Here is a 13,355-nt window from a genome sequence, read left to right on the forward strand (position 1 = left end):
GAAGGGGACTATAACATAAATCATTTCATATATTTGATGATGCTTGACTATTCAATTGTTTAAGTCGGATTAAAATAGCCATCAAAATTTATCTAAGCGTAAATTTTGATGGCTATCTATTTATAGGGGGCACTATGTCCTAACCCTATCGATTCTACCATTGAACGTGGACGTTAGTTGAATTTTATTCAATATCGCCTTTATGTTCAGAAGGTTTATGATTATCTGTAGATTCATTCATATAAGCAGCATTATTTTTCGCAACTTCACCATGGTTCACTTTATCTTTTTGGGCAATGACCACAATTTTATTATTGTTAAGATCTTGCTTTAAATCTTCAGTTTGGTCTTCACCGAAATCATAGCGACTGAGTGCTGCACCTTCAGCATCTTCACCAATAAACATGCGCATAAATTTATCACTTACTGTGCCATTTGTTGATTTATGCTGAATTTGACTGTCGTTAAAACGCTTCGTTTCTAATTTTTCTTTACTAATAACCGTAAGTTCAGATTCATCATAACCATTTCTTAAATAAGCTTCTACTGCTTTAATCGCATCTTCTTCTGTACGCGCTACTTCAAATTCTGCCATAATCGACGCCTCCGTTTTTTGTTATTCATCATTTGTATTACCCATGTTTAATGTTCATTAATCGTTGGCACAGGTTGTTTGAAAATATGTTCAACTTTATCCACATTAAACAAGGATCGAGTAGATGTATTCAATCATATTATGCCCATATTTGAAACGTTTCCGCAATGAATTCACATAAATTTCTGAAAATAATGAGTTTGACGCGATGCTATTGCGAATTATGTTCAAATTTGCTATCATCATTAAATAATTTATCACACTCATATAATCTGAAGAATATGGCTTTAGAAGTTTCTACCACGTTGCCTTAAACAATGTGACTATGAGTAATTGAAAATCAATGTAATGTGACTTGAGGCCGCAAGTTACTCAAGTGGATGCCTCAATTGTGAGATGATATATGTATAAACGTTATAAGGTGTAGGTTGAACTTGTTCATCTTACTGTCTTAATTCCTTTTATATGTGTTTTCTCTTCCAAAGATGCATACGCAAACTTACAACTGTATTTCTCTTACTCGTTCCTAAAACTATATTCTGAAGTTTTGGGCTTTTTTAATATTTTGGACCAAAAACGAGGAGGAACCATAGTGGAAAGGTTAAAAAACAAAGTCATTGAAGATGGCGTTGTCATTGATGAAAAAATTTTAAAAGTGGATGGTTTTTTAAATCATCAAATTGATGCGGTACTCATGCACGAAATTGGAAAAGTATTTCATGATCAATTTGCGAAAGAAAACGTGACGAAAATTTTAACAATTGAAGCTTCAGGCATTGCACCTGCAATCATGGCGGCTTTACATTTTGATGTCCCATGTCTTTTTGCCAAAAAAGCAAAACCAAGCACGTTAACTAAAGGGTTTTATCATACAGATGTTCATTCTTTTACGAAAAATAAAACGAGTACAGTTATTATCTCAGAAGAATTTTTATCATCAGACGACCGAGTTTTAATTATTGATGACTTTTTAGCGAATGGAGAAGCGGCACTTGGACTTCATCGTCTTGTTCAACAAGCCAATGCGACTACAGTGGGTATCGGTATTTTAGTTGAAAAAAGCTTTCAACAAGGGCGTACGCGTCTAGAAGAAGCTGGGCTAAATGTTTCATCTCTATGTCAAATTGCCTCTCTTGAAGGTAATAAAATCACGCTTGTTGGAGACGAAAACGCATGAAACGATTCCTATTAAGCTTACAACATCTCCTTGCCATGTATGCCGGGGCGATTCTTGTCCCTATCATTGTAGGTTCGAGTTTAAAATTCACACCGGAACAAATTGCTTTTCTAGTCACTGTCGACATTTTTATGTGTGGTGTGGCGACGTTTTTACAAGTATATCGTGGTATCGGGATAGGCTTGCCGGTCGTGTTAGGTTGTACGTTTACGGCAGTGGCCCCAATGATTATGATTGGTCAGTCTAAAGGGGTGGACGTTTTATATGGTTCACTCTTTGTTTCAGGCCTTCTCGTAATTTTAATTGCGCCATTTTTTGCGTATCTCGTACGATTCTTCCCGCCTGTGGTCACAGGAAGTGTGGTCACGATTATCGGAATTACTTTAATGCCTGTCGCAATGAATTATATTGCAGGGGGCCAAGGCGCGAAAGATTACGGCTCACCTAAACACATTTTATTAGGTTTTGCGACGTTAATTATTATTTTAGTCGTTCAACGTTTTGCGAGTGGTTTTATTAAATCTATTGCGATTTTAATCGGTCTGATTGCTGGGACGGTTATTGCGAGTTTCTTAGGACTTGTCGATGTTGCGCAAGTCGGTCAAGCCCATTGGTTTGAACTTCCGCGTCCGTTCCGATTTGGGGGATTCTCCTTTGACTTTGGTGCCATCGTCGTCTTCTTCATTGTGGCATTAATCAGTTTGATTGAATCGACAGGTGTTTACCATGCACTTAGCCAAATTACAGGTCGTAAGCTTGAGCGCAAAGATTTTAGAAAAGGTTATATGGCCGAAGGGATTGCGATTACGTTAGGCGCCATTTTCAATGCATTTCCGTACACGGCATATTCTCAAAATGTCGGTCTTGTCTCATTGTCAGGCGCTAAGAAAAATGATGTCATTTATGGAATGGTCATCATGCTTATCATTTGCGGATGTATTCCTAAAATTGGAGCGCTAGCCAACATCATTCCTATATCTGTCCTTGGTGGCGCTATGCTTGCGATGTTTGGGATGGTCATGGCTTATGGTGTGCGCATCCTCGGTGATATTAATTTTAAAAATCAAAACAATTTATTAATCATTGCCATTTCTGTTGGCCTCGGTACAGGGATTACTGCTGTTCCAGAAGCGTTTAAAGCGCTCGGTGATCAACTAACATGGCTCACACAAAATGGTATTGTGTTAGGCACGATTTCTGCTATTATATTGAATTTATTTTTTAATGGTCTAAACTATCAACAAAATGAAGAAAATGTGAAATAATATAACTATCAATTTGAATGGAGGCTGTACGAAAAATGTGGGAAAACAAGTTTGTTAAAGAAGCATTAACATTTGATGATGTATTACTTATTCCGGCAGAATCAAATGTATTACCAAAAGAAGTCGACTTAAGTGTAAAACTTTCAGAACGTATTCAATTAAACATCCCGATTGTTTCAGCTGGTATGGACACGGTAACAGAATCAAAAATGGCGATTGCGATGGCACGTCAAGGCGGACTCGGTGTGATTCATAAAAACATGAGCATCGAACGCCAAGCGGACGAAGTTCAAAAAGTAAAACGTTCTGAAAATGGCGTTATTACTGATCCATTTTACTTAACACCAGAAGAAAGCGTTTATGAAGCAGAAGCATTAATGGGCAAATACCGTATTTCAGGTGTGCCAATTGTAGATAGCAATGAATCACGCAAACTTGTTGGAATTTTAACAAACCGTGATTTAAGATTTATTGAAGACTTCTCAATCAAAATCTCAGATGTGATGACTAAAGAAGACTTAGTCACAGCACCAGTAGGTACAACACTTGAAGAAGCTGAGAAGATTTTACAAGACCACAAAATTGAAAAACTTCCATTAGTAGAAGACGGTATTTTACAAGGCCTCATTACGATTAAAGATATCGAAAAAGTGAACGAATATCCATATGCGGCAAAAGACAGCCACGGTCGTCTTATTGTAGCGGCGGCGATTGGTATTGCAAAAGATACTGGTATTCGTGCTGAAAAACTTGTTGAAGCGGGTGTGGATGCATTAGTAATCGATACAGCCCACGGTCACTCACAAGGCGTAATTAACCAAGTGAAAGAAATTAAAGCCACATATCCTGAAGTGACATTAATCGCAGGTAACGTTGCAACAGCAGCTGCGACAAAAGCATTGTTTGAAGCGGGCGCAGATGTTGTAAAAGTAGGAATTGGACCAGGTTCAATTTGTACAACACGTGTCGTTGCAGGTGTCGGTGTCCCTCAAATTACAGCAGTTTACGATTGTGCCACAGAAGCGAAAAATCATGGTAAAACGATTATTGCTGATGGGGGGATTAAATTCTCAGGCGATATCGTAAAAGCATTAGCTGCCGGTGGACATGCGGTTATGCTAGGTAGCTTACTTGCTGGTACTGAAGAAAGCCCAGGTTTAGTTGAAATGTTCCAAGGACGTCAATATAAAGTTTACCGTGGTATGGGTTCATTAGGTGCGATGGAAAGCGGTTCAAACGATCGTTACTTCCAAGAAGATAAAGCCCCTAAAAAATACGTTCCAGAAGGTGTTGAAGGACGTATTGACTATAAAGGTCCATTACAAGATACAATTTATCAATTAATTGGTGGCGTGAAGAGCGGTATGGGTTACACAGGCTCGAAAGACTTAGAAGCGTTACGTGAAGAAGCACAATTTACTAAAATGAGTGCAGCCGGTCTAGCAGAAAGCCACCCTCATGATGTTCAAATCACAAAAGAATCACCAAACTACTCATTCTAAGGGATAAAGGAGTACACACATTATGGAAATGGCAAAAGAACAAGAGTTAATTCTTGTCCTAGACTTTGGGAGTCAATACAATCAATTAATTACACGACGCATTCGTGAAATGGGCGTTTATAGTGAATTGCACGATCACGAAATTTCGATTGAAGAAATTAAAAAAATGAATCCAAAAGGGATTATTTTATCAGGTGGACCGAACTCTGTTTATGCAGAGGATGCGTTCACAATTGATACTGAGATTTACAACCTAGGTATTCCAGTCTTAGGCATTTGTTACGGTATGCAGTTAACGACGAAATTATTAGGCGGTAAAGTTGAGCGCGCGAACGAACGTGAATACGGCAAAGCGACAATCAACGCTAAATCAGACGAGTTATTCTTCGGTTTACCAGAAGAACAAACAGTTTGGATGAGCCACTCTGATAAAGTGATTGAAATCCCAGAAGGTTTCGAAGTGATTGCCGATAGCCCGAGCACACAATACGCAGCAATCGAAGACAAATCTCGTCGTATCTACGGCGTACAGTTCCACCCAGAAGTGCGTCATACAGAGTTTGGTAACGACTTATTACGTAACTTCGTGCGTCGCGTATGTAACTGTACAGGCGAATGGACAATGGAAAACTTCATCGAAATCGAAGTGGAAAAAATTCGCGAAAAAGTTGGCGACCGTCGTGTACTTTGCGCAATGAGCGGTGGAGTAGACTCCTCTGTAGTTGCGGTATTATTACACAAAGCGATTGGCGATCAATTGACATGTATCTTCGTTGACCATGGTCTTTTACGTAAAGGTGAAGGCGACATGGTGATGGAACAATTCGGTGAAGGTTTCAACATGAATATTATTCGTGTAAACGCACAAGACCGTTTCATGTCAAAACTTGCAGGCGTATCAGATCCAGAACAAAAACGTAAAATTATCGGTAACGAATTCGTTTACGTCTTCGATGATGAAGCTTCAAAATTAAAAGGCGTAGACTTCCTTGCACAAGGTACACTCTACACAGACGTCATTGAATCAGGAACAAAAACTGCACAAACGATTAAATCTCACCATAACGTAGGTGGCTTACCAGAAGATATGGAATTCGAATTAATCGAACCTATCAACACGTTATTCAAAGATGAAGTACGCGCATTAGGGATCGAATTAGGTATTCCAGAACACCTCGTTTGGAGACAACCTTTCCCAGGTCCGGGATTAGGTATCCGCGTACTAGGCGAAATCACAGAAGACAAACTTGAAATCGTCCGTGAATCTGATGCCATCCTTCGCGATGTGATTCGTGAAGAAGGCTTAGAGCGCGACATTTGGCAATACTTCACAGTATTACCAGACATCCGCTCGGTTGGTGTTATGGGAGACTACCGTACGTATGACTACACAGTCGGTGTCCGTGCCGTAACCTCTATTGACGGTATGACAAGTGACTTCGCACGTATCGATTGGGAAGTCTTACAAAAGATCTCAACACGTATCGTAAACGAAGTGGATCACGTCAACCGCGTCGTGTATGACATCACATCAAAACCCCCAAGCACAATTGAGTGGGAATAATAGTGAGAAAAATAAACAACTCTTTAGCCGCAAATGGTTAGAGGGTTGTTTTGTGAGGTGAAGTTAGAAAAATGGGGGAGTAGTTATTGTATATTGCTTTTTGATTTTGCTTTTCAAAATACATTTTGACTTCTTTTTCGATAATATCCAACATCAACTAGTACGGCTATTTTCATCAATATTTCCCCTTCACAATAAAAACTCATAAAAAAACCCATGATTTCGCTCATCCCCTTATGGTGGGGTGTCTACTTTCATGGGTTGAGTTAACTTATTTATTGATAAATGCTAGCACCTTTAATTATAAGAGTCAACATTTTATCTTCCCATTGCTTCTAATTTACCTACCATGTCTATATTCATTTGTTCGACTACATGAAGGTATATTTGTAATGTAGTTTTATGATTTGTATGCTCTAATCGTCCGTAATTACTTTGTGGCTTAGATTGTTATTATAAGAAAGGATATGTGCCCCCTAATAATGATATGCACTCCAAAAGTTGGCCTAAAATCTAACTAGAGGGGTGTATTTTTGTTTAAGGCTAGAAAATCAATGTAAAATAAGTTAAAAAGAGGTAACGTTCAGTTCCCTCTAAATTTCTAAAAAGCTATTTTAACTTTACGTGTTCATCATCAGTTTTTTTAAATTTTAAAATATCTAGTAGATCTACTGTTGGCTCATCGTTGAAGATGTTAGGTAAATAAAGTATTTTAGATTATACATACATCATGGGTTTGGAGGCCATTTGTATACAAGAATAAGTGAACTTGAAGTTGATAGTATAAAATGCGTCATGACACTTTCTATTCTCCAATTTTATCTTATTTCTTGTGCTATGATAGTAATCGAGGTGAAGGCTATGAATATTCGTGATATCGCAAGGCTTGCGGGTGTGTCGAAAAGTACGGTATCGAGATATCTGAACGGCGGTTCGATTAGTACGAAAACGCGTCAGAAAATTGAACGTGTTGTTAAAGAAACGGGCTATAGTCCGAATCAATTTGCCCAAAGTTTAAAGGCAAAACGAACACAAATGATGGGGGTCATTGTACCGCGATTGAGTTCGTATGCTTCAAATCAAACGTTATGTGGCATTGAAACTTATTTAAGAACGCAAAATTATCAAACCATTATTGTGAATACGGATTTAGATCAACAACGGGAGATTGATGCGATATCTACGCTTGCGAAAAATAAAGTCGACGGTATTATTTTACTTGCCACGGTACTCAGTGATGCGCATTTGAAGGCAATCCAAGCGATTAATGTCCCTATTATATTAGTGGGGCAAGCATACGACGGTATTCATTCCATTATTCAAAATGATTATGAGGCAGGCCGCTTTATCGGAAATTATTTTGGTCGGGCGCATTTTCAACGTGTGGCCTATTTTGGTGTTGATGAACGTGATGAAGCGGTAGGAGTACATCGCCGTCGAGGTGTGCTTGATGGGCTTGCGGATTACGGTCAACAAGCGGATATTTACACGACATCGTTTAAGTTAAAGGATGCTCAAGCGCGTTCTAAAGCCTTTATTAAGGATTATGATGCTGTGATTTGTGCGACAGATAACATTGCGTTAGGCGTGTTAAAAGCAGCATTAGATATGAAGACCGAGGTGCCTCAAACGTTGTCTATTTCAGGTTTTGGGGGTTATGAGACCACCTCGATTGTCACGCCGATGATTACGACAATTGTCTTTCCTTATGAAGAGACGGGACGACTTGCGGCAGTATCGATGATGTCCCTATTAAATGAGGAAGAAGTCCCGTTACTACAACGCATGGATTATACCATCGATGAAAAAGAAAGCGTTGACATTTTACACAACTAAAAGTAAAATTCTCGGTGAAGAGAGTTTTACTTTTTTTTGAACTATTTTGGTACCGGTTCCAAAAATGAAAATAGAGTTTTGTCATTCCATAAAGAAAGAAGTGAAATCATGGGAAAATTATATGCGATGGGTGAAGCGTTAATTGATTTTATTCCTCAAACAAAAGGTGTAGAACTTAAAGACGTGACTGGATTTGAGCCTCAAGTGGGTGGCGCACCTACTAATGTAGCGAGTTGTGTAGCAAAACTTGGTGCCGCCTCTAGTCTTATTACGCAACTCGGTGAAGATGCCTTTGGAGATTTGATTTTAGAAACATTACAAAAGCAAGGAGTAGAGACGGCCAATATTAAAAGAACACATGAGGCAAATACAGGGCTTGCCTTTGTGAGTTTAACAGAATCTGGAGAACGTGATTTTGCTTTTTATCGGAATCCTTCTGCGGATATGTTGTTAGAACCGTCATCTCTGAATATCAATTTTCAACCCGATGATATTCTGCATTTTTGTTCAGTGGATTTGATTCCGTCACCTATGAAAAATACACATGAACATGTCATTGCCCTAATGGAAGAAGCAGAAGGAACTATTATTTTTGATCCGAATTTGAGATTTCCGTTATGGCCATCAATTGAAGCATTGAAAACGACAGTGCTTGAATTCATGCCGAAAGCACACATTTTAAAAATTGCAGATGAGGAATTGGTCTATTTAACAGGAAGTGAAGATCCAGCGTCACTCCAACAACTGTTTCAAGGTAAAACGGAATTTATTATTTATACAGAAGGCGCGAATGGCGCTTCTATTTATTCGAAAGAAGGGCGTATCGGATATTCCCCGGGTTATAAAGTCGATGTTCAAGATACGACTGGTGCTGGGGATGCGTTTGTGGGAGCAGTGATCTATCAACTATTAAAAGGTCAAAATGAATGCACTCCTATTGATTATTTGAAGAAACACGCACCAGATATTCTCGCAATGAGTAATGCGGTAGGCGCTTTAACCACAACGAAAAAAGGTGCGATTGGAAGTATACCTACATTAGAAGAGGTTCAAGAGTTAATACAAAAGTAGACGATGACGTCAGAGGAGGAGAAGCAACATGGCCATGTCAGATCAACAAATCGCAAAACAAGTCATTCAAGCGGTTGGGGGACAAGAGAATATAAAGTCGATTGCCCATTGTGCGACAAGACTACGAATTGTTCTTCATGATAAAGAAAAAATCGACCAAAACAGCATTGAAAATACAGATAAAGTGAAAGGTGCATTTTTTAATTCTGGACAGTATCAAATTATTTTTGGGACAGGAACAGTGAACAAAATTTATAAAGCCGTTGGAGACTTAGGTATTGAAGGTCAATCGACACGTGAAGTGAAGCAAGAAGCAAGTCAACAAGGCAATGCGTTCCAACGTGCGATTAGAACGTTTGGTGATGTTTTTGTTCCGATTATTCCAGTATTAGTGGCGACGGGTTTATTTATGGGACTCCGTGGCGTATTGATGAATGAACAAATCTTATCTTGGATGGGCATGACCCCAAAAGATATTTCACCCAATTTCATTCTCTTTACTCAAGTTTTAACAGATACCGCTTTTGCGTTTTTACCTGCGCTTGTGGCGTGGAGTGCCTTTAAAGTTTTTGGAGGAAGTCCAGTTCTTGGGATAGTGCTCGGTTTGATGCTCGTAAACCCTGCCTTACCGAATGCGTACCAAGTAGGGGATGGTTCAGCTGAGGCGTTGAAATTTTTCGGATTTATCCCAGTTGTAGGATATCAAGGGTCAGTATTACCTGCCTTTGTCGTGGGTTTACTTGGCGCCAAATTTGAAACATTTTTACGTAAGAGAATTCCAGATGCGATCGATTTAATCGTTACTCCATTTTTAACATTGTTGGTCATGATTACACTAGGTCTTTTCGTCATAGGGCCTGTGTTTCACGGCTTAGAAACAATCATACTCGCAGGTACAAAATGGGTACTAGACTTGCCGTTTGGTATTGCCGGCTTACTCATTGGCTTTTTCCAACAAATTATTGTGGTGACAGGGGTACATCATATTTTCAACTTTATGGAAATTCAATTATTGGAGCAGTTTAAGTACAATGAATTCAACCCTATCATTTCAGCAGCAATGACAGCACAAGGGGCAGCGACAGTTGCGGTTGGTCTTAAAACACGTCAGAAAAAGCTTAAAGCACTCGCACTACCCTCCGCATTTTCCGCATTTTTAGGAATTACAGAACCTGCCATTTTTGGTGTGAACTTGCGTTACTTTAAGCCGTTTGTATGTGGATTAATTGGAGGAGCTGTGGGAGGGTTTCTTGCCTCATTGTTCCATTTAAAAGCTTCAGGAATGGCCATTACGGTTTTACCAGGTATGTTGCTATTCATTAAAGATATTGGCCAATTGCCCCTCTATATTTTAGTATTGATTGTCTCATTCGTCGTAGGATTTGTGCTCACATGGTTCTTCGGATATAGCGATAAAATGGCTAAAGAGCTTAAAGAAGCAAAATAATCACATGATAAAACACTTCCTTAATTTACAAGAGGAAGTGTTTTTATGTGGTATTAACGTGTGTAAATGACAATATACCTTTTGGTTAAGGACTTCGGCGTTTGATTGTTAATCGTGCGCATTCCTTTATAGTAAGACGTTCTTTCAAAATGCATATTTCCTTCTATTTCAATAATGGGATGGTTTTCGACATATTCAAGTAAATATTGCTTTTTTCTAAATTCCCAAATTCGATATTTTAATCCTAAAGTGACATTTCCATTGTAAGGATTAGTAATGATTTGAAATCTAACTTTCAGTTTCCCCATTCATGAGAAATCAAAAAGTCTAAACTAATTTTTCAAATATAAGTTATATAATTTGTAATTTAAATAGAGGAATGATATGCTTTAACAAATCGCGCGCGACTTGTAAGTTGCATATAACTTTAGGAGGAAATAAAATGAAAAACTATGATGTTCTCTTTTTAGGGAGTGGGCATGCGGCATGGCACGCCGCACTGACACTCAATCAAGCGGGTAAATCTGTTGCTATCATTGAAAAAGATCGTATTGCAGGAACATGTACCAATTATGGTTGCAATGCCAAAATTTTATTAGAAAATCCATTTGAAATTTTAGAAGAAGCTTCTCATTACGGAAATATACTGAATACAGAGCACCTCGCTGTAGATTGGGAAAATCTAATGGATTACAAGCATGCGGTGATTGATCCATTAGCGGATAAGTTACAACATCTGTTTCAAGAAATAGGGATTGATATTATTAAAGGAGCGGGTAAAATTGTTGCCCCTCATACAGTTGAAGTCAATAACGAAAAAATCAATGCAGAACATATTGTGATTGCAACTGGTCAACACAGTAATCGCTTAAATATTGAAGGTAAAGAATTTGCACATGATAGTAGAGACTTTTTGTCACTTGAACATATGCCAAAACATATCACGTTTATAGGCGTTGGAATTATAAGTTTAGAATTTGCATCTATTACTGCGAAAGCGGGCGTTGAGACGCATATGATTCATGTTGATGAGGAACCCGTAAAAGGATTTTATCGACAACATGTCTATAAATTAATCGAAAAGTTAAAAGCAGATGGCGTGCATTTTCATATGAACGAAAATACTATGGCTATTAAAAAGCAAGATTCAAATTATGAGGTTGTGACAGAATCAGGCTTAAAAATTGCGACTGATTATGTTTTAGATGCGACAGGTAGAAACCCTAATGTGGAAGGTATTGGATTGGATGAAGTCGGCATTCAGTATTCAAAAAAAGGTGTAGAAGTTGATGATTATTTACGCACGAATATTCCTAACATTTATGCAAGTGGCGATGTAATTCATAAAGCCATCCCTAAATTAACGCCAACCGCAACATTCGAATCAAATTATATTGCTGCACACATTTTAGGATGGAATACACAACCTATAAAATATCCGGCAATCCCCTCTGTACTTTATACATTGCCAAGATTGTCAAACATTGGTATAAGTATTGAAGAAGCGCAAAAAAATGAGAATTATAAAGTGATTGATATTCCATTTGGTAAACAAATGCGCTTTGAATATAAAAACGAAATTGAAGCGGAAATGACGATTGTTTTAAACGAACAAAAGCAACTAGTCGGTGCAGCTGTTTATGCAGATGATGCGCCTGACTTAATCAATTTATTAACATTTATTGTTAACGGAAAACTCACAGCGAAAGAGTTGAACCAAATGATTTTCGCATTTCCTGGATCTTCCAGTGGCGTACTAGATTTGTTAAAAACAGCCATGATGTAGTAGAAGGTCGTTTCTGTAAAATGAGGTCGGGCTATGTACAATGAAGAATTAAAATTATCGAATCAACTCTGTTTTTCGGTCTATAATTTAAACCGAAGACTAAATAAATTTTATGAAAAAGAATTAAAAAACTATGAACTTACATTTTCTCAATATCTGGTATTACTTGCGCTTTGGGAAGAAAGCCCACAAACTGTCAAATCATTGGGTGAAAAACTAGATCTTTCTAGCAATACATTAACACCATTATTGAAAAGACTTGAAGTAGCAGGCTGGATACAACGAATTAAAAACAAGAAATTTTTAGAAATTCATTTAACAGATAAAGCAAAGCGACATGAAAAAGAAATATGCGATAAATTAGAAAATAGCGTACAGTCCATTATGGATGTTCAAGAATATCAACGCGTTAGAAATGAACTTATCAAAATTGAACAGACGCTTAAAAATGAATTTGATCTTTAAATTTAGGATTTAGAATTTCGAAAAACAAAAAGCATTACATTTTAAAATTTGAGCGTTTAATCATATGATGTTAATTGAGGAATAACTTAAATGAACTGATAGTCTATAAATTGCATGCAAATTAACAGAATTACACAAAGGAGTGATGACTTATGTTTATGGCAGAAAACTGTTTGAAAATAAAAAAAGGGAAATCTGAAAGTGTCGTGGAACGCTTCAAAAACAGACAAGGCATCGACACCATTGAAGGATTTAAAGATATGTTAGTGACAGTCACAAACGAAACTGAAGACTATGATGAGGTTAAAATTTTAACTATTTGGCAGTCTGAGGATGCATTTAAAAACTGGCTACATTCAGATGCATTTAAAGAGGCCCATCAAAAAGCAAGAAATAATAAAGGGAACGAAGAGAGTCCAATTATTAACAATAAAGTCACAACATACACGATTGCGTATAAATATGATGAATAAAACACCAAACCATTTGATGAAAAATTTTATCTATAAAACGAAATAAAATTAGAATTTAAAATCACAAAAGGTTAGAGGATACTAGAGATCTTCTAGCCTTTTTTATTTTACATTTTTAAATTTTATTGAGTTAAAAAATATCATAGAGTTAAGACAACTTCGTAAAAGAGTTAA

12 protein-coding genes and 1 riboswitch are annotated in these 13,355 nt (G+C 37.6%); of the genes, 10 read left to right on the forward strand and 2 right to left on the reverse strand.

Translation table 11 applies throughout. The features are described from left to right. Positions 1–184: 184 nt before the first annotated feature. Complete coding sequence (locus G8Y84_RS00985; protein WP_037575461.1) at positions 185–595, reverse strand: general stress protein; 411 nt, start codon at positions 593–595, stop codon at positions 185–187. A 243-nt stretch (positions 596–838) separates the two neighbouring features. After that, a riboswitch (purine riboswitch) is annotated at positions 839–941 on the forward strand. 246 nt (positions 942–1,187) lie between these two features. Between G8Y84_RS00985 and xpt the strand changes: the two genes are divergently transcribed. From xpt to G8Y84_RS01020, 7 genes are all read left to right on the forward strand, one after another. Further along, positions 1,188–1,772, forward strand: coding sequence for a xanthine phosphoribosyltransferase (xpt, locus tag G8Y84_RS00990; protein WP_037575465.1), 585 nt, complete (start codon positions 1,188–1,190; stop codon positions 1,770–1,772). Then, a complete protein-coding gene (gene pbuX, locus G8Y84_RS00995; protein ID WP_037575467.1) occupies positions 1,769–3,037 on the forward strand; it encodes a xanthine permease PbuX in 1,269 nt (422 codons plus the stop codon). The genes xpt and pbuX overlap by 4 nt, the downstream gene beginning before the upstream one ends. Positions 3,038–3,072: 35 nt before the next feature. Beyond that, a complete protein-coding gene (gene guaB / locus G8Y84_RS01000; RefSeq protein WP_037575470.1) occupies positions 3,073–4,539 on the forward strand; it encodes an IMP dehydrogenase in 1,467 nt (488 codons plus the stop codon). Between the two features lie 22 nt (positions 4,540–4,561). Further along, complete coding sequence (gene guaA / locus G8Y84_RS01005) at positions 4,562–6,103, forward strand: glutamine-hydrolyzing GMP synthase (RefSeq protein ID WP_165806056.1); 1,542 nt, start codon at positions 4,562–4,564, stop codon at positions 6,101–6,103. An 861-nt stretch (positions 6,104–6,964) separates the two neighbouring features. Then, positions 6,965–7,939, forward strand: a complete 975-nt coding sequence (locus tag G8Y84_RS01010) for a LacI family DNA-binding transcriptional regulator (protein ID WP_105965613.1) — start codon at positions 6,965–6,967, stop codon at positions 7,937–7,939. 108 nt (positions 7,940–8,047) lie between these two features. Next, positions 8,048–9,010 carry a carbohydrate kinase family protein gene (locus tag G8Y84_RS01015; RefSeq protein WP_037575479.1) on the forward strand — a complete coding sequence of 321 codons (963 nt, stop codon included), beginning with the start codon at positions 8,048–8,050 and terminating at the stop codon, positions 9,008–9,010. A 28-nt stretch (positions 9,011–9,038) separates the two neighbouring features. Beyond that, on the forward strand, positions 9,039–10,457 hold the full coding sequence (locus G8Y84_RS01020; RefSeq protein WP_119513091.1) for a sucrose-specific PTS transporter subunit IIBC: 1,419 nt from the start codon (positions 9,039–9,041) through the stop codon (positions 10,455–10,457). Positions 10,458–10,510: 53 nt separating this feature from the next. Here the strand turns inward: G8Y84_RS01020 and G8Y84_RS01025 are convergent, their stop codons facing one another. Further along, the gene (locus G8Y84_RS01025) at positions 10,511–10,765 is read right to left on the reverse strand and encodes a hypothetical protein (RefSeq protein ID WP_119513093.1); all 255 of its coding nucleotides are present in this window, start codon (positions 10,763–10,765) and stop codon (positions 10,511–10,513) included. Between the two features lie 134 nt (positions 10,766–10,899). Here G8Y84_RS01025 and G8Y84_RS01030 point away from each other — a divergent pair, with 134 nt between their 5' ends. From G8Y84_RS01030 to G8Y84_RS01040, 3 genes are all read left to right on the forward strand, one after another. Then, positions 10,900–12,243, forward strand: a complete 1,344-nt coding sequence (locus G8Y84_RS01030) for a dihydrolipoyl dehydrogenase family protein (RefSeq protein WP_105963121.1) — start codon at positions 10,900–10,902, stop codon at positions 12,241–12,243. A 33-nt stretch (positions 12,244–12,276) separates the two neighbouring features. Continuing rightward, entirely contained in the window at positions 12,277–12,708 is a 432-nt protein-coding gene (locus tag G8Y84_RS01035) for a MarR family winged helix-turn-helix transcriptional regulator (protein WP_105963122.1), read from the forward strand. 152 nt (positions 12,709–12,860) lie between these two features. Further along, on the forward strand, positions 12,861–13,181 hold the full coding sequence (locus G8Y84_RS01040) for an antibiotic biosynthesis monooxygenase (RefSeq protein WP_037575490.1): 321 nt from the start codon (positions 12,861–12,863) through the stop codon (positions 13,179–13,181). Positions 13,182–13,355: the final 174 nt, after the last annotated feature.

This window comes from Staphylococcus sp. 11511212, from assembly GCF_011394755.1.
Taxonomy (GTDB): domain Bacteria; phylum Bacillota; class Bacilli; order Staphylococcales; family Staphylococcaceae; genus Staphylococcus; species Staphylococcus chromogenes.

What these genes read in the sequence shown, in the direction of transcription:
- G8Y84_RS00985 (WP_037575461.1), bottom strand. Translation starts at nt 595, where the DNA reads ATGGCAGAATTTGAAGTAGCGCGTACAGAAGAAGATGCGATTAAAGCA.
- pbuX (WP_037575467.1), top strand. Translation starts at nt 1,769, where the DNA reads ATGAAACGATTCCTATTAAGCTTACAACATCTCCTTGCCATGTATGCC.
- guaB (WP_037575470.1), top strand. Translation starts at nt 3,073, where the DNA reads ATGTGGGAAAACAAGTTTGTTAAAGAAGCATTAACATTTGATGATGTA.
- guaA (WP_165806056.1), top strand. Translation starts at nt 4,562, where the DNA reads ATGGAAATGGCAAAAGAACAAGAGTTAATTCTTGTCCTAGACTTTGGG.
- G8Y84_RS01010 (WP_105965613.1), top strand. Translation starts at nt 6,965, where the DNA reads ATGAATATTCGTGATATCGCAAGGCTTGCGGGTGTGTCGAAAAGTACG.
- G8Y84_RS01015 (WP_037575479.1), top strand. Translation starts at nt 8,048, where the DNA reads ATGGGAAAATTATATGCGATGGGTGAAGCGTTAATTGATTTTATTCCT.
- G8Y84_RS01020 (WP_119513091.1), top strand. Translation starts at nt 9,039, where the DNA reads ATGGCCATGTCAGATCAACAAATCGCAAAACAAGTCATTCAAGCGGTT.
- G8Y84_RS01025 (WP_119513093.1), bottom strand. Translation starts at nt 10,765, where the DNA reads ATGGGGAAACTGAAAGTTAGATTTCAAATCATTACTAATCCTTACAAT.
- G8Y84_RS01030 (WP_105963121.1), top strand. Translation starts at nt 10,900, where the DNA reads ATGAAAAACTATGATGTTCTCTTTTTAGGGAGTGGGCATGCGGCATGG.
- G8Y84_RS01035 (WP_105963122.1), top strand. Translation starts at nt 12,277, where the DNA reads ATGTACAATGAAGAATTAAAATTATCGAATCAACTCTGTTTTTCGGTC.
- G8Y84_RS01040 (WP_037575490.1), top strand. Translation starts at nt 12,861, where the DNA reads ATGTTTATGGCAGAAAACTGTTTGAAAATAAAAAAAGGGAAATCTGAA.